We start from the raw sequence: 14,998 nt of genomic DNA, 5'->3' as shown, positions 1-14,998 counted from the left end.
ATTTGTGCTCTCTTCCTCATTTTTTGTCACTTTTTTTCCTGCCAACTTTTGCTATAACTTCAATTGCATATTTGCACTTCACAGGGATACACCCATTATGCGTACTAACACTTTATTTAAAGTTGCCGCGCTCTCCGGCATGTTGCTTCTCGCTGGCTGTGCGTCAAAAGTGGCCGCGCCTGATCAATATTCAGGTTTTTTAAAAGACTACTCAGGGCTTAAAGAAACGACTTCCGCTTCGGGCAAACCAACGCTGCGCTGGGTTGATCCGTCTTATAACGAAGCGAATTACGACAGCATTATCTGGAACAATATCACCTATTATCCGGCACCAAAGCCAACGACCCAGATCGGCCAGCGCACGCTGGATGAACTGTTAAACTACACCAACACCAAAATGAAGACAGCTATTGGCCAGCGTAAGCCGATTGTGACGACGCCAGGTTCACGTAGTCTGATCTTCCGCGGCGCCATTACTGGTGTGAGCTCGCAGAAAGAAGGCCTGCAGTTCTATGAAGTTGTCCCTGTTGCGTTGGTCGTGGCGGGTACACAGATGGCAACCGGCCACCGTACCATGGATACCCACCTCTTCTTTGAAGGCGAGTTGATTGACGCTAAGACCAACAAGCCGGTCATCAAAGTCGTGCGTAAAGGGGAAGGTAAAGAGCTGAGTAATGAAAATACGCCAATGACCTTCGCAACCCTGAAGCAGGTTGTGGATGACATGGCGACCGATGCCACCATGTTTGACGTGCATAAAACCCAATAATATCAGGCCGGCCTGCCGCGTGCAGGCCGGTTTTTTTACGCCGTTCGCAACCGTCTGAACCAGTTCTCCGGGCGGGCAAACATCACCAGATTCCCCGTTAAGATCAGCAGCAGCCCGGCAATGGCGTTGCTGTGCCAGACATAGCCTTCGTACACCGTCGAAAATGAGAGCGCGACCAGGGGGAACAGCAGGGTGCTGTAAGCCGCCTTGCCTGCGCCAATTCTTCCAACCAGCGTAAAGTAGGCACCAAAGGCAATCACCGAGCCAAAGAGCGCCAGATAGAGCAGCGCACCCATGTAGCTAACCGACCAGACCGGCGTAAAATCATCCCCGCGGATCAGCGCAATTGCCCCCATCACCAGCGTACCGTAGAGCATCGCCCAGGCGTTGGTGGTCATGGTCTCCAGACCGTTGCGCTGGTGGCGCAGGCTGATCATATTGCCCAGCGAAAAACCGTAGGTGCCCAGCGCCGAGAGGGCAATGCCGAACAGCAGACCGGCACTCCAGCCGCTGGCTAACAGATCGTTCCAGAAGAGCGTAATAATGCCGAGCAGCCCCAGCGCCGCCGCCAGATAAAAACGCGCGGGCGGACGCTGACCAAAAAAGAGAAAACTGTTCAGGGCGTTATAGAGCACCGCCATTGAGAAAATTACCGACTCCAGCCCGGTATTGATATACGCCGCCGCGGTGTAAAAACACCAGAAATTAAAGCAAAAGACGCAGCATCCTTGCAGGCCGCAAAACAGATGGTCGCGCAAGGCCAGCGGACGCAGGCGGCGCAGAACCAGCAGCACCGCCATGATGGTGGCGGTGGCGACGGCAAAACGCCAGAAAATAGAGACCGGCGCGGGGACCGGCCCCTGTTGTAGATAGATAGCAATCCAGGTGGTTCCCCAGATAATCACGACCAGAGCGTACAAAAATGCGTTCATCTTATTTCTCTTATCAGCAAAGTCTGCGGTCAGTATGGCGGCAGGGAGAGCGACCTTCTTTCACAGACTTGCGGCGGACTTGCATATTCTTGCGCTTTTTTCCTGACCCGGGGTGGTACTGAAGGGCAGTTCTTTTTAGACTTGTTAACTCTTATTAACAACGGTGTGAGTGGTTATGGCTGAGACCTATGGTGCCTTTGAAAATCTGCGCAAACATAAAGCGGTATTACACAATGCCGTGGCGCTGAATTCAGGGATCCAGCTGGCGGCCTGGTCAAACAAGCGCGACACCATCACCCAGTATTGTGATCACCATACGCTCAGTCTCTATATCGCCGACGGCTACGAGAGCTATCACAAAACTACAGCGGGCTGGAAAAACGGCGGCGGGCCTGACCGTTTCTGCCTGATGCCGAAAGAGAGCGAGTCCACCTGGGATATTCGCGACGATCTGTCGTTTGTTCATCTCTACTGTACCGATGACCACCTGCGTAACGTGGGAGAGCAGGTGTGGGACAAAAGCCCCTACAGCTTTACCCTGGACGAAAATCTGTTTGGTGACGACGCCAGCATTACCGCCCTGTATCGCCATTTTATCCTCGGCTGCGACTGGCAGCAGTCTGCCAATCAGCTTACGCTGAGTACCGCCTCGACCTTGCTTCTGACCCACCTGGTGCAGCACTACAGCAACGTCCAGTGGTCGCTGCCGACCATCACCGGTGGCCTGTCGCCGTTCGTCCTGCGTAATGTGCTGGCGTTTATCGAAGAGAATCTGGCCCAGCCGCTGACCCTGGCGGATCTGGCGGCCCAGGCCAGCTTAAGCGAGTTTCATTTTGCCCGTATGTTCCGTCAGTCGATGCAGATGGCGCCGCACCAGTACGTGATGCAGCGACGGATGGAGAAGGCCAAAACCCTGGTGCGATCCACCCGCCAGCCGCTCACCGAGATCGCCCTGGCCTGCGGTTTCAGCTCCGCCAGCCATTTCAGCAACCGCTTTCGTGCCGCCACCGGGCTTACGCCGTCCCAGCTACGTGCGGCGAGTGCGTAGCAGCAGGGCGTAGCAGACGCCGCCCGCCACCAGCCCCCAGAACGCCGAGCCTATCCCCGCAAGGGTTGCGCCGCTAGCGGTCAGCAGAAAGGTCACGATGGCGGCATCGCGTTCCGCCTCATTATGTAGCGCCTGATGCAGACTACCGCTGATGGTGCCCAGCAGCGCCAGACCTGCCAGCGTCTGGATCCAGCTTAGCGGCAGAGCCGCCATCAGCCCGCTAATCGAGCCGCCAAAAATACCGGCCAGCAGGTAAAAGAGACCTGCCGCCGCCGCAGCCAGCCAGCGTTTACCGGCATCCGGGTGCGCATCCGGACTCTGGCAGATGGCGGCGGTGATCGCCGCAATACAGATGGAGTAGACGCCAAACGGCGACAGCAGCAGCGCCAGGCCGCCGGTGACAATGATGAGCGGCGAGACGGCCACCGGATAGCCGGAGGCTTTCATCGTGGCGAACCCCGGCGCATTCTGTGACGCCATGGTGACTAAAAAGAAGGGCAGGCCGATGCTGATAAGGGTGGTGAGATTAAAGGTGGGGACGATAAATTCCGGCATTACCAGCGCGAAAGTGAGCCGTTCCGTGACAATGTCACCTTTCAGTGCCGCCACTAATCCGCCCACCAGAAGGGTGGCAACGATGGCATAGCGCGGAGCAAAGGCTTTGGTCAGCAGCCAGGCCAGCAGCATACTGCCACACAGCAGCAGATGCCCCTCCAGATTGCTGAAGGCCTGTAACCCAAAGCGCAGCAGCACCCCGGCAAGCATCGCCGCCGCCAGTGAATGGGGAATGATCTTCATCAGCCGGGCAAACAGGCCGCTGACCCCGCAAATCAGGATCAGGGCATTGGCAAAGATAAAAATGCCGATGGTTTCTGAAAGCGTCACCCCTTGCAGGCTGGTTGCCAGCAGGGCGGCACCCGGTGTCGACCAGGCGGTAAGCACCGGTGCTTTATACCACCACGACAGCCCCAGCGTGCTGATCCCCATCCCCAGACCCAGGGCGGTCATCCAGCCTGCAATCTGCGGGGCCGTAGCGCCTGCCGCCGCTGCCGCTTGCCAGATAATGGCGGCAGAGCTGGCGTAGCCCACCAGCACGGCAACGAAACCGGACAAAACGGTTGGAAAGGTGAGCGAAGATGCGCGCATGGGAGCTCCGTTGTGCGTTATAACAGCCGTGAATGTAGCACTGTGCGTTATAGCATACAAGTGGTACACTCGCGGCAAGAGGAGGGGCTATGGACATTACGCAACATCTTGCAATTACGCTGAAAACGCTGCGCCAGGCGCGCGGCTGGAGCCTGTCGAAGCTGGCTGAAGAGACCGGGGTGTCAAAAGCGATGCTCGGCCAGGTGGAGCGGAACGAATCCAGCCCGACGGTCTCGACGCTGTGGAAAATCGCCACCGGGCTGAACGTGCCGTTCTCCACTTTTATCACGCCCGAAGCGGAAAACCCGCCGGTATTCGATCCCCAGCAGCAAGCGATGGTGGTGAAACCCCTCTTTCCCTGGGATGAGGCGCTGAAATACGATCATTTCTCGATTACCCTCGCGCCGGGTGCCCTCAGCGAATCCACCCCGCACGAGGCTGGGGTAATTGAGCATGTGGTGGTGATAAGCGGTGAGCTGGAGATGCAGATCGACGGCGTCTGGCAGACGCTTTTGCCCGATACCGGCCTGCGTTTTGCCGGAGATAAACCGCACGCCTACCGCAACAGCAGCGGCCAGACGGTGCACTTTCACTCACTCATCCATTATCCCCGATAAAGACACGCAAAACTGTTTCACTGGCCCATACTTCTGACTACAATAGCCGCCATTTTGACCATAACGGATAACGACGAAGTATGCGCCTGCCATCCCATCATCTTGAACTTTTAAGCCCGGCTCGTGACGCCGCCATTGCCCGTGAAGCGATCCTTCATGGTGCCGATGCGGTCTATATCGGCGGCCCTGGATTTGGCGCCCGCCATAATGCCAGCAACAGCCTGCGCGATATTGCCGACCTGGTGCCGTTCGCCCACCGTTTTGGGGCGAAAGTGTTCGTGACCCTGAACACCATTCTTCATGATGATGAACTGGAACCGGCGCAGCGTCTGATTACCGACCTGTATCAGACCGGCGTTGATGCGCTGATCGTCCAGGATATGGGTGTCCTTGAGATGGATATCCCGCCGATCGAACTGCACGCCAGTACCCAGTGCGATATCCGCACCGTGGAAAAAGCGAAGTTTCTCTCGGATGCCGGTTTTACCCAGATCGTGCTGGCCCGTGAACTGAACCTCAATCAGATCCGCGATATCCACCAGGCGACCGACGCCACCATTGAGTTCTTTATCCACGGCGCGCTGTGCGTGGCCTATTCCGGGCAGTGTAATATCTCCCACGCCCAGACCGGACGCAGCGCCAACCGCGGCGACTGCTCCCAGGCGTGTCGTCTCCCCTATACCCTGAAAGACGATCAGGGCCGGGTGGTGGCGTTTGAAAAGCACCTCCTGTCGATGAAAGATAACGACCAGACCGCCAACCTGGGCGCGCTGATCGATGCGGGCGTGCGCTCCTTCAAGATTGAAGGGCGTTACAAAGACATGAGCTATGTGAAGAACATCACCGCCCATTACCGCCAGATGCTCGATGCCATTATTGAAGATCGCGGCGATCTGGCCCGCAGCTCCGCCGGACGTACCGAGCACTTCTTTATTCCGTCTACGGACAAAACCTTCCATCGCGGCAGTACCGACTACTTTGTGAATGCGCGCAAAGGGGATATCGGCGCGTTCGACTCGCCGAAATTTATCGGCCTGCCGGTGGGTGAAGTGCTCAAGGTCTCCAGGGAGCATCTGGATGTGGAAGTGACCGAGCCGCTGGCGAATGGCGATGGCCTGAACGTGATGATCAAACGTGAAGTGGTCGGTTTTCGCGCCAACACGGTGGAGAAAACCGGTGAAAATCGCTACCGCGTCTGGCCAAACGAAATGCCTGCCGACCTGCATAAAGTGCGTCCGCATACGCCCCTGAACCGCAACCTGGACCATAACTGGCAGCAGGCGCTGCTGAAAACCTCCAGCGAGCGCCGCGTTGCGGTAGACATCGAGCTGGGCGGCTGGGAAGAGCAGCTGATCCTGACCATGACCAGCGAAGACGGTACCAGCGTCACCCACACCCTGGACGGGCAGTTTGAGGTGGCTAACAATGCCGAAAAAGCGCTGAACAACCTGAAGGATGGCGTCGCTAAGCTGGGTCAGACTATCTATTACGCCCGGGATATTCAGGTTAACCTGCCTGGCGCGCTCTTTGTGCCGAACAGCCTGCTGAACCAGTTCCGTCGTGAAACGGCCGAGATGCTGGACGCCGCGCGCCTGGCAAACTACCCACGTGGCAGCCGCAAAGCGGTCTCTGTACCGCCGCCGGTCTACCCGGAAACGCATCTCTCATTCCTGGCGAACGTCTACAACCACAAGGCGCGCGCGTTCTATCAGCGATATGGCGTTGAGCTGATTGATGCCGCGTATGAAGCCCACGAAGAGAAGGGCGACGTACCGGTGATGATCACCAAGCACTGCCTGCGCTTCGCCTTTAACCTCTGTCCGAAACAGGCCAAAGGCAATATCAAGAGCTGGAAGGCGACGCCGATGCAGCTGGTGAATGGTGATGAGGTGTTAACCCTGAAATTTGACTGCCGACCATGCGAGATGCACGTCATCGGCAAGATGAAAAATCACATCCTTAAAATGCCTCAGCCGGGCAGCGTGGTGGCTTCCGTCAGCCCTGACGATCTGCTCAAAACGCTGCCGAAGCGTAAAGGCGCGTAATTAAAGAAAATGTGTATCCGGTTTGCGCGACTTCTGCCAGTGGTGATGTTCGCGCAAGCCGTCTGCCGACTCTTCTGCCACCACCCGTAATTCATCGCTGTCCGCTTCGTGGCGCAGCTGCTGCTCGACGTTCTTCACCCAAAAAAATTCATGTCCTTTATGGCTGGCCATCAATTGGCCGGAGAATAGGGCGCAGGTGAGCATTATTGCTGATAACGTTTTTTTAAACATCTTGCCACCGGTTGATTACGTTTGCGGAGTATGATGCCGGTAGTTTCGTGAGGTTATTATTCGGTTTTTTAAAGGCGGGAAAGGATTTGTTGGGATTTGTAAGGATGGGGAAGGTGGGATATGCGGCGGTTGAGGGAGTTCCGTTCACCTTGCGTTCCTTGCTTCTCTGCAAACCACGTCACCCGTGAACGTGTTAAGGGGGCTATCGCCGCCCCCTTAACAATCCCGGCTCCCGGCAAGAAAATCGCCGCTTCGCGGTGCCCTCAGCTTATTCCCTCCGGCTATCGGGTCGGGGGCGATCCTACATCCCTGTAGGTCGCCCCCTCTCGGCGCGTCCATGCGCCTCGCCCCGGCCTGCGGTCAACGCTTCGGCGATTTTCAGCCGGACCAGGGAGCCGCTGTAAATTGAGTGTTATGTAGCGGCCAAATTATCGCTTTAAGTTGGCTAGTGCGACTTAAACCCCGCCGCCGTCATCAGCACCCGGAAGAAAAACCCCACCAGCGCCAGCGCCAGCACGCTGCCGCCCCAGATAATCACCATCCACATCAGACGTTTCCAGACAGGTTGATTCATCAATGATAGCCCTCCCCAGGCTGGACTTTTCCGCGAAATACGTAGTAACTCCAGAAAGTGTAGACAAGGATGATCGGGATAATAAACAACGCCCCCACCAGCATAAAGCCCTGGCTCTGGGCAGGCGCAGCGGCCTGCCAGAGGGTGATGGCCGGCGGAATGATATACGGCCAGATGCTGATCCCAAGCCCGCTAAAGCCGAGAAAGATTAACCCAAGAGTCAGCACGAACGGCAGATGGTGGCTATGCGGGTTATTCAGGCTACGCCATTGCCACAGGCCCAGCAGCGCCACCAGTAGCGGAACCGGCAGCAGGAAGAACAGGTTCGGCAGGCTAAACCAGCGATCGGCTATGGCCGGGTGCGCCAGCGGTGTCCAGAGGCTGATCGCCGCAATGATAACCAACAACGCCAGCAGCAGGCGCTTCGATATCTTACGCATCCGACCCTGGAGCGGGTTTTCACTTTTCATCACCAGCCAGGTGGCACCCAGCAGGGCGTAAGCCACCACCAGCCCCAGGCCGCAAAAGAGGCTGAACGGAGTAAACCAGTCGAACGGCCCCCCGGCAAAAGCGCGGCCGCTAACCGGGAAGCCGGTGATCACCGCGCCCACGACCATCCCCTGGGTAAAGGTGGCGAGCAGTGAACCGCCAATAAACGCCTTATCCCAGAAGGGACGGTGTGCGGGCGTCGCCTTAAAGCGGAACTCGAACGCCACTCCGCGGAAAATCAGCCCGATCAGCATTAAGGTCAATGGAATGGTCAGGGCATCGATGATCACCGCATAAGCCAGCGGAAAGGCGCCGAACAGCGCGGCTCCGCCCAGCACCAGCCAGGTTTCGTTCCCGTCCCACACCGGGGCGACGCTGTTGACCATCACGTCCCGGTCATCCGCGTCCTGGATGGCGGGAAACAGAATACCGATGCCGAGATCGAAGCCGTCCATCACGATGTACATCAGGGTGGCAAAGACAATAATCACAAACCAGATCAGGGAGAGGTCGATGCCCATTATGGTGTCTCCTTGTGAGTGAATTCAGCACTCGCAGCCGAGAGCGGGCGTGCCGGGCGGCCATCGTTTTCGGTCGGGAAGCTCTCTTCTTCCTGCGGTCCTTTTTTAATCAGGCGCACCATGTAGCTATAGCCGACGCCAAACACCGAGGTGTAGACCACGATAAAGGCCAGCAGGCTGACGCTCATGTGCAGATCGCCATGGGCCGATACAGCATCTCTGGTGCGCTGGAGTCCATACACCACCCAGGGCTGACGGCCCACTTCGGTGGTCACCCACCCGGCGAGAATCGCAATTAAGCCCGACGGTCCCATCAGCAGGGCAAACCATAGGAAAGGCCGGGAGTAATAGAGCCGCTGCCTGTAGCGCAGCCACAATGCGATCGCGCCCAGGAGCAGCATCAGCAGGCCCAGCCCGACCATAATGCGGAACGACCAGAAGACGATGGTTGAGTTGGGCCGATCCGCTTTCGGGAACTCTTTCAACGCCGGAACCTGCTTATCCAGGCTGTGGGTGAGGATCAGGCTGCCGAGCGCCGGGATCTCCAGCCCGTAGCGGGTGCGCTCCTGCTCCATATCCGGCCAGCCAAAGAGCAGCAGCGGGGTCGGCTCGCCGGGCGGGTTCTCCCAGTGGCCCTCAATGGCGGCAATTTTGGCTGGCTGATGCTTCAGGGTATTGAGGCCATGCATATCCCCGACCATCGCCTGGAGGGGGGCGACGATCAGCGTCATCCACAGCGCCATGGAGAACATGCGGCGAATGGCGGGGGTATTGTTCCCGCGCAGCAGATGCCAGGCCGCCGAGGCCGCGACAAACAGCGCGCTGCTGAGAAACGCGGCAATTGACATATGCAGCAGGCGATAGGGGAAGGAGGGGTTGAACACCACCGCAAACCAGTCCACCGGCACTACCTGGCCGTTGACGATTTCAAACCCCTGCGGAGTCTGCATCCAGCTGTTTGAGGCGAGGATCCAGAAGGTGGAGATAATCGTGCCCAGCGCCACCATGCAGGTGGCAAAGAAGTGCAGCCCCGGCCCCACTTTGTTCCAGCCGAAGAGCATCACCCCCAGGAAACCCGCTTCGAGGAAGAAGGCGGTGAGCACTTCATAGGTCAGCAGCGGGCCGGTAATGCTGCCCGCAAACTGGGAAAAACCGCTCCAGTTGGTGCCAAACTGGTAGGCCATCACCAGCCCGGAGACCACGCCCATGCCAAAGTTGACGGCGAAGATCTTCGACCAGAAATGGTACAGCGAGCGCCAGACGGGGTTTTTGCTTTTCAGCCACAGCCCCTCCAGCACCGCCAGATAGCTGGCGAGGCCAATGGTGATCGCCGGGAAAATAATGTGAAAGGAGACAGTAAAAGCAAACTGGATCCTCGCAAGAACAAACGCATCTAAACCAAACATGCACAACCTCAAGGTCAATCGGTGTGACTGTTATGGTAAATCAGCACAAAAATCAGTATCAGAGACAGAAAAGAGGAATTTTTGTATAACAGTTTTAAAAAGCAGGGCGTTATCCGGGAGTGTTATAGTCAGTAGCCACAACGCCCGGCGGCGCTTCGCTTGCACGGGCCTACGGGCAGAGGTTTTGTAGGCCGGGTAAGGTGATAAAGGGGCGAGAGCCCCTTTACGGTTAGTGCGCCTTACGTTTTTGCATATGACGGGAGATCAGCCAGATTAAAAGCGTGGTTAAAAGCAGCGATAACAGAGACAAAGCGAAAATGTAGCGGTCGTACCATTCGGCCTCGGTCAGAAAACCAAATTTATCCGTATAAAGGTCATATAGCCAGATATCGGGCATAACGATACAAATTAACGAATAAACCAGACACAGAAGAGCTAACTCCATCAACCATATTATTACAGTAGTACTGGGTTTCATCCTGAAGGCCTGTTTTTCATGAGTTAAAAACACGCGCTACTTAACATCGGTTCTGTGACAAAAGCCAGTCACATTGTGCCATAATTAATGCAAATATATTATGAGGTTATATAACTAATTTCACACAATGACGTGAAAATAACGTCCCGTGTATTATCCATTTCACGGGACCTCTATTATTTTACGCGTCCCGCCAGCCCATCGCCGGTGCTACATGCTTCAGAATCGACTCAATCACATGCACGTTATACTCCACGCCCAGCTGGTTCGGCACCGTCAGTAAGAGCGTATCCGCTTCGGCAATCGCTTCGTCCTGTTTCAACTGGGCAATCAGCTTGTCCGGCTCGGCGGCATAGCTGCGCCCGAAGATGGCACGGGTTTTCTCATCCAGATAGCCCACGCTGTCGCTTTCGTTACGGCTGGAGCCGAAGTACATCCGGTCGCGATCGTCCATCAGGGCGAAAATGCTGCGGCTGACCGAGACGCGCGGGGTGCGGGTATGGCCCGCTTCGGCCCAGGCGGCACGGTAGGCGCGGATCTGTTTTGCCTGCTGAATATGGAACGGCTCGCCGGTTTCGTCATCTTTCAGGGTAGAGCTTTGCAGGTTCATCCCGAGCTTCGCGGCCCACACGGCGGTGGCGTTAGAGCCTGCGCCCCACCAGATCCGATCCCGCAGACCTTCGGCGTGCGGCTCCACGCGCAGCAGGCCCGGCGGGTTAGGGAACATCGGCTGTGGGTTGGGTTTAGCAAACCCTTCGCCGCGCAGCACATCCAGCAGCACTTCGGTGTGACGGCGCGCCATATCCGACTCGTTTTCACCTTCGCCCGGCACGTAACCAAAATAACGCCAGCCATCGATCACCTGTTCCGGCGAGCCGCGGCTGATCCCCAGCTGTAAGCGTCCGCCAGAGATCAAGTCGGCTGAGCCCGCATCTTCCGCCATATAGAGCGGGTTTTCATAGCGCATATCGATTACGCCTGTGCCGATCTCAATCCGGCTGGTTTTTGCGCCAATGGCGGCCAACAACGGGAAAGGAGAGGCGAGCTGGCGGGCAAAATGGTGCACCCGGAAATAAGCGCCATCCGCACCCAGCTCTTCGGCGGCGACCGCCAGATCGATAGACTGCAGCAGCGCATCAGCGGCGCTGCGGGTGCCGGACTGCGGTGACGGCGTCCAGTGACCAAACGATAAAAAACCGATCTTTTTCATTCCGGGGTTTCCTGATTTCTGAGAAACAACATAACCCTTACTTTACGGATTACCCGGCGAGAAGAAATGGCGTTTATTTCACAGATGAGGTCAAAAAATTTGAATGAATTCAGCGGCTCTGCCTGTTTTATGGAATGTTAGCGTAAATACCGCTTGCATCCTTCCATCATTAATGCGTTAATGCTCTTTCGGTTTGAAATCCAAAAAATATCTGAAGCAGTTCCTAAAGCAATCTCATCACGTTGTGCCTCTCCACAGTCGCTCCTGGGTTTTATCTTTACGCTCTGATTAGTTTTGTCTCAGACCCTTATTGCCTTTAAGGCCCATTAGTTTTTACGTGTATACGTACAGGAGATTTACATGAGTTCTACTATCCATTTTCGTTGCCCATGCTGCCATGGTTCGCAGTTCCGTACTTCCATTTTCGACGTGTCTGAAAAAAATCCACACGGTGCGAAGTGCATTTTCTGCAAATCTTCCATGATCACCCTCGACCATTTAGCGGCCTCCCGTCATGCCCGCCAGGTCCCGTTTGAGCTGCGTAAGTAATTCAGTCAGGCGCCGTCACGCCTGCTGATATCCTCTCACACCTATAACAGTTTATTAATTCTACCTTTTTTCTCCTGCTGATATACTATGTAACGCAGCAAGGAGAACCCGATGAAAAAATACCAGCGCCTGGCGCAGCAAATCATTTCGCAGATCGATCTGGGCGTCTGGCAGCCCGGCGATAAGCTGCCCTCCCTGCGTGAGCAGGTGACCAGCAGCGGGTTGAGCTTTATGACCGTCGGCCATGCGTATCAGATGCTGGAGAGCCAGGGGCATATTGTGGCGCGCCCGCAGTCGGGTTATTACGTCGCCGCGCGACCCAGCGGAGAGCAGCCGATGCCGCCCGCGCAGGTGATGCGCGACGAGTCGGTGGATATCAATACCTATATCTTCGATGTGCTGCAGGCCAGCCGCGATCCCGCGGTGGTGCCCTTTGCCTCGGCCTTTCCCGATCCGCGTCTCTTTCCCTTACAGCAGCTGAACCGCTCCCTGGCGAACGTCAGTAAAACCGCCACCGCCATGAGCGTGATCGAGAACCTGCCGCCGGGCAACGTCGATCTGCGCCACGCCATCGCCCGCCGCTATGCGCAACAGGGGATGAACATCTCCCCGGATGAAATTGTGATTACCGCGGGCGCGCTGGAAGCCCTGAACCTCAGCCTGCAGGCGGTCACCGAGCCGGGCGACTGGGTGATTGTGGAGAATCCCTGCTTCTACGGTGCGCTGCAGGCGCTGGAGAGGCTGAAGCTGAAGGCGCTGTCGGTGGCGACCGACGTGCGCGACGGTATCGATCTCAACGCCCTGGCGCAGGCGCTGAACGACTACCCGGTAAAAGCCTGCTGGCTGATGACCAACGCGCAAAACCCGCTGGGCTTTACCCTCAGCGCCGATAAAAAAGCGCAGCTTGTCGAATTACTCGCCCGGCACAACGTCACCCTGATTGAAGATGATGTTTACAGCGAGCTCTATTATGGCCGCGAAAAGCCGCTCCCGGCGAAAGCCTGGGATCGCAGCGACATGACCCTGCACTGCTCCTCCTTCTCCAAATGCCTGGTGGCCGGGTTTCGCATTGGCTGGGTCGCCGCCGGGAAACATGCCCGCCGCATCCAGCAGCTTCAACTGATGAGCACCTTATCCACCAGCTCGCCCATGCAGCTGGCGCTGGTGGATTATCTCGCCACCAAACGTTATGACGCCCATCTCAGGCGCCTGCGCCGCACGCTGGCGGAGCGTAAACAGCTGGCGTGGCAGGCGCTGCTCCGCCATCTGCCCGCCGAAGTTAAAATTCACCACAGCGACAGCGGCTATTTTTTATGGCTGGAGCTGCCCGCGCCGCTGGATGCCGGGGAGCTCAGCGCCCGGGCGCTGAAGCACCACATCAGCATTGCGCCGGGCAAAATGTTCTCCACCTCCGATACCTGGACGCCCTTTTTCCGCTTCAATACGTCGTGGGCCTGGGGAGAGCGGGAGGAGCAGGCGGTGATCCAGTTAGGGCAAATAATTAGCGGGATGTTAAAAACGCAAAAATAAGTTTTTCTCGCTATTGATCGCAACCGCTAAATAATCATTTCTTATCCCGTTAATCACGCCGCAATTAATTTGCGGCGTTTTTTATTATCGCTCATAGGAAATATGCATAACCTCTTCGCCTGCTAACCCCTTGTCTATAATCCAGTTACCGGGGAATGCGCCCCCGGTCACAACCTGGCGAAATTTCTCAGGCCTGCCGGGTGCGCTGCAATGGCGCGGTCTACGTTTAATTAAGGAGATATTCTACCGGCACGGCTGCCTTCTGATTTCATTACGACAGGAGTAATACGTATGAGCAAAACATTTGCCCGTAGCAGCCTGTGCGCGCTCGGCATGACTATTTTGACTGCGCAGGCGGCAGAGCCGCCAAAAGAGATCGGCAAAGGCGAAGGACGTCTGGATATCATTGCGTGGCCGGGCTATATCGAACGGGGCGAGACCGATAAAAATTACGATTGGGTCACCCAGTTTGAAAAAGAGACCGGCTGTAAAGTGAACGTCAAAACCGCCGCAACATCCGATGAGATGGTGAGTCTGATGGCGAAGGGCGGTTACGACCTGGTGACCGCCTCCGGCGACGCCTCACTGCGCCTGATCATGGGCAAACGCGTTCAGCCCATCAATCCGGACCTGATCCCCAACTGGAAAACCCTCGATCCCAGGATCGTCAAAGGGGAGTGGTTCAACGTTAACGGCAAGGCCTACGGCACACCCTATCAGTGGGGGCCAAACCTGCTGATGTACAACACCAAAACCTTCCCGTCCCCGCCTGACACCTGGGGCGTGGTGTTTAAAGAACAGACCCTGCCGGACGGTAAATCCAACAAAGGGCGCGTGCAGGCCTACGATGGACCGATCTACATTGCCGATGCGGCGCTGTATGTCAAAGCCACCCAGCCGGATCTGGGCATCACCGATCCCTACCAGTTGACGGAAGCGCAATACACGGCGGTGTTAAACGTGTTGAAAGATCAGCATGCGCTGGTCCACCGCTACTGGCACGACACGACGGTGCAGATGAGTGACTTCAAAAACGAAGGGGTGGTGGCTTCCAGCGCCTGGCCCTATCAGGCCAACGCCCTGAAAGGGGAGAATCAGCCGATAGGCACCGTCTTCCCGAAAGAGGGGGTGACGGGGTGGGCGGATACCACCATGCTGCACGCCGATGCCAAACACCCGATGTGCGCCTATAAGTGGATGAACTGGTCCCTGACGCCAAAAGTGCAGGGCGATCTGGCGGCGTGGTTCGGTTCCCTGCCGGTGGTGGCGGAAGGCTGTAAAGCCAGCACTCTGTTGGGCGACAAAGGCTGTGAAACCAACGGCTACACCTATTTCGACAAGATCCTGTTCTGGAAAACCCCTGTCGCCAACGGCGGCAAATTTGTCCCTTACAGCCGCTGGGTTCAGGACTACATCGCCATCATGGGCGGTCGTTAAGCGCAGGGAGCAGATT

At 56.7% G+C, this 14,998-nt stretch carries 14 protein-coding genes; 7 read left to right on the top strand and 7 right to left on the bottom strand.

All coding sequences use genetic code 11. From position 1 onward, the window contains the following. The first annotated feature begins 97 nt into the window (after positions 1 to 97). Entirely contained in the window at positions 98 to 769 is a 672-nt protein-coding gene (locus GNG26_RS11760) for a DUF3313 domain-containing protein (protein ID WP_156238872.1), read from the top strand. A gap of 35 nt (positions 770 to 804) precedes the next feature. Here GNG26_RS11760 and GNG26_RS11755 read toward each other — a convergent pair whose 3' ends face one another. Next, positions 805 to 1,701, bottom strand: a complete 897-nt coding sequence (locus GNG26_RS11755; protein WP_103822068.1) for a DMT family transporter — start codon at positions 1,699 to 1,701, stop codon at positions 805 to 807. Between the two features lie 175 nt (positions 1,702 to 1,876). Between GNG26_RS11755 and GNG26_RS11750 the strand changes: the two genes are divergently transcribed. After that, positions 1,877 to 2,749: a helix-turn-helix domain-containing protein gene (locus GNG26_RS11750; RefSeq protein WP_156238871.1), complete on the top strand. Its 873-nt coding sequence runs from the start codon at positions 1,877 to 1,879 to the stop codon at positions 2,747 to 2,749. Here the strand turns inward: GNG26_RS11750 and GNG26_RS11745 are convergent. Beyond that, positions 2,729 to 3,916 (bottom strand): benzoate/H(+) symporter BenE family transporter, encoded by a 1,188-nt coding sequence (locus GNG26_RS11745; RefSeq protein WP_255473469.1) that lies wholly within the window; start codon positions 3,914 to 3,916, stop codon positions 2,729 to 2,731. The genes GNG26_RS11750 and GNG26_RS11745 overlap by 21 nt on opposite strands. 68 nt (positions 3,917 to 3,984) lie before the next feature. Here GNG26_RS11745 and GNG26_RS11740 point away from each other — a divergent pair, with 68 nt between their 5' ends. Further along, positions 3,985 to 4,512, top strand: a complete 528-nt coding sequence (locus GNG26_RS11740) for a helix-turn-helix domain-containing protein (protein ID WP_103179718.1) — start codon at positions 3,985 to 3,987, stop codon at positions 4,510 to 4,512. A gap of 80 nt (positions 4,513 to 4,592) precedes the next feature. Next, positions 4,593 to 6,557: a U32 family peptidase gene (locus tag GNG26_RS11735; protein WP_103822065.1), complete on the top strand. Its 1,965-nt coding sequence runs from the start codon at positions 4,593 to 4,595 to the stop codon at positions 6,555 to 6,557. Here GNG26_RS11735 and GNG26_RS11730 read toward each other — a convergent pair whose 3' ends face one another. The 5 genes from GNG26_RS11730 to GNG26_RS11710 form a co-directional block, all read right to left on the bottom strand. Beyond that, a complete protein-coding gene (locus GNG26_RS11730) occupies positions 6,558 to 6,788 on the bottom strand; it encodes a DUF2554 family protein (protein WP_103822064.1) in 231 nt (76 codons plus the stop codon). It lies immediately after the preceding gene. Between the two features lie 445 nt (positions 6,789 to 7,233). Further along, a complete protein-coding gene (locus GNG26_RS11725; protein WP_103822063.1) occupies positions 7,234 to 7,362 on the bottom strand; it encodes a DUF2474 domain-containing protein in 129 nt (42 codons plus the stop codon). Next, entirely contained in the window at positions 7,362 to 8,372 is a 1,011-nt protein-coding gene (cydB, locus tag GNG26_RS11720; protein ID WP_156238867.1) for a cytochrome d ubiquinol oxidase subunit II, read from the bottom strand. The genes GNG26_RS11725 and cydB overlap by 1 nt, the downstream gene beginning before the upstream one ends. After that, on the bottom strand, positions 8,372 to 9,778 hold the full coding sequence (locus GNG26_RS11715; RefSeq protein WP_156238865.1) for a cytochrome ubiquinol oxidase subunit I: 1,407 nt from the start codon (positions 9,776 to 9,778) through the stop codon (positions 8,372 to 8,374). Before GNG26_RS11715 ends, cydB begins: the two co-directional genes overlap by 1 nt. Before the next feature lie 659 nt (positions 9,779 to 10,437). After that, complete coding sequence (locus GNG26_RS11710; RefSeq protein WP_103822059.1) at positions 10,438 to 11,466, bottom strand: LLM class flavin-dependent oxidoreductase; 1,029 nt, start codon at positions 11,464 to 11,466, stop codon at positions 10,438 to 10,440. Positions 11,467 to 11,826: 360 nt separating this feature from the next. On the opposite strand from GNG26_RS11710, the gene GNG26_RS11705 reads away from it, so the two are divergent. The 3 genes from GNG26_RS11705 (at position 11,827) to ydcS (ending at position 14,982) form a co-directional block, all read left to right on the top strand. Then, positions 11,827 to 12,015 (top strand): hypothetical protein, encoded by a 189-nt coding sequence (locus tag GNG26_RS11705; protein WP_039028652.1) that lies wholly within the window; start codon positions 11,827 to 11,829, stop codon positions 12,013 to 12,015. Between the two features lie 111 nt (positions 12,016 to 12,126). Beyond that, the gene (locus GNG26_RS11700; protein ID WP_156238863.1) at positions 12,127 to 13,545 is read left to right on the top strand and encodes a PLP-dependent aminotransferase family protein; all 1,419 of its coding nucleotides are present in this window, start codon (positions 12,127 to 12,129) and stop codon (positions 13,543 to 13,545) included. Between the two features lie 291 nt (positions 13,546 to 13,836). Continuing rightward, positions 13,837 to 14,982 (top strand): putative ABC transporter substrate-binding protein YdcS, encoded by a 1,146-nt coding sequence (gene ydcS, locus GNG26_RS11695; protein ID WP_156238862.1) that lies wholly within the window; start codon positions 13,837 to 13,839, stop codon positions 14,980 to 14,982. Positions 14,983 to 14,998: the final 16 nt, after the last annotated feature.

Source organism: Leclercia sp. J807, from assembly GCF_009734465.1.
Taxonomy (GTDB): Bacteria; Pseudomonadota; Gammaproteobacteria; order Enterobacterales; family Enterobacteriaceae; genus Enterobacter.
The sequence above is the reverse complement of the archived record's forward strand: the minus strand, read 5'-3'. Positions and strand labels throughout refer to the sequence as shown.

Bases quoted from the DNA above. Each gene is read 5' to 3' on its own strand.
- GNG26_RS11760 (WP_156238872.1), top strand. From the start codon at position 98: ATGCGTACTAACACTTTATTTAAAGTTGCCGCGCTCTCCGGCATGTTG.
- GNG26_RS11755 (WP_103822068.1), bottom strand. From the start codon at position 1,701: ATGAACGCATTTTTGTACGCTCTGGTCGTGATTATCTGGGGAACCACC.
- GNG26_RS11750 (WP_156238871.1), top strand. From the start codon at position 1,877: ATGGCTGAGACCTATGGTGCCTTTGAAAATCTGCGCAAACATAAAGCG.
- GNG26_RS11740 (WP_103179718.1), top strand. From the start codon at position 3,985: ATGGACATTACGCAACATCTTGCAATTACGCTGAAAACGCTGCGCCAG.
- GNG26_RS11735 (WP_103822065.1), top strand. From the start codon at position 4,593: ATGCGCCTGCCATCCCATCATCTTGAACTTTTAAGCCCGGCTCGTGAC.
- GNG26_RS11730 (WP_103822064.1), bottom strand. From the start codon at position 6,788: ATGTTTAAAAAAACGTTATCAGCAATAATGCTCACCTGCGCCCTATTC.
- GNG26_RS11725 (WP_103822063.1), bottom strand. From the start codon at position 7,362: ATGAATCAACCTGTCTGGAAACGTCTGATGTGGATGGTGATTATCTGG.
- cydB (WP_156238867.1), bottom strand. From the start codon at position 8,372: ATGGGCATCGACCTCTCCCTGATCTGGTTTGTGATTATTGTCTTTGCC.
- GNG26_RS11715 (WP_156238865.1), bottom strand. From the start codon at position 9,778: ATGTTTGGTTTAGATGCGTTTGTTCTTGCGAGGATCCAGTTTGCTTTT.
- GNG26_RS11710 (WP_103822059.1), bottom strand. From the start codon at position 11,466: ATGAAAAAGATCGGTTTTTTATCGTTTGGTCACTGGACGCCGTCACCG.
- GNG26_RS11705 (WP_039028652.1), top strand. From the start codon at position 11,827: ATGAGTTCTACTATCCATTTTCGTTGCCCATGCTGCCATGGTTCGCAG.
- GNG26_RS11700 (WP_156238863.1), top strand. From the start codon at position 12,127: ATGAAAAAATACCAGCGCCTGGCGCAGCAAATCATTTCGCAGATCGAT.
- ydcS (WP_156238862.1), top strand. From the start codon at position 13,837: ATGAGCAAAACATTTGCCCGTAGCAGCCTGTGCGCGCTCGGCATGACT.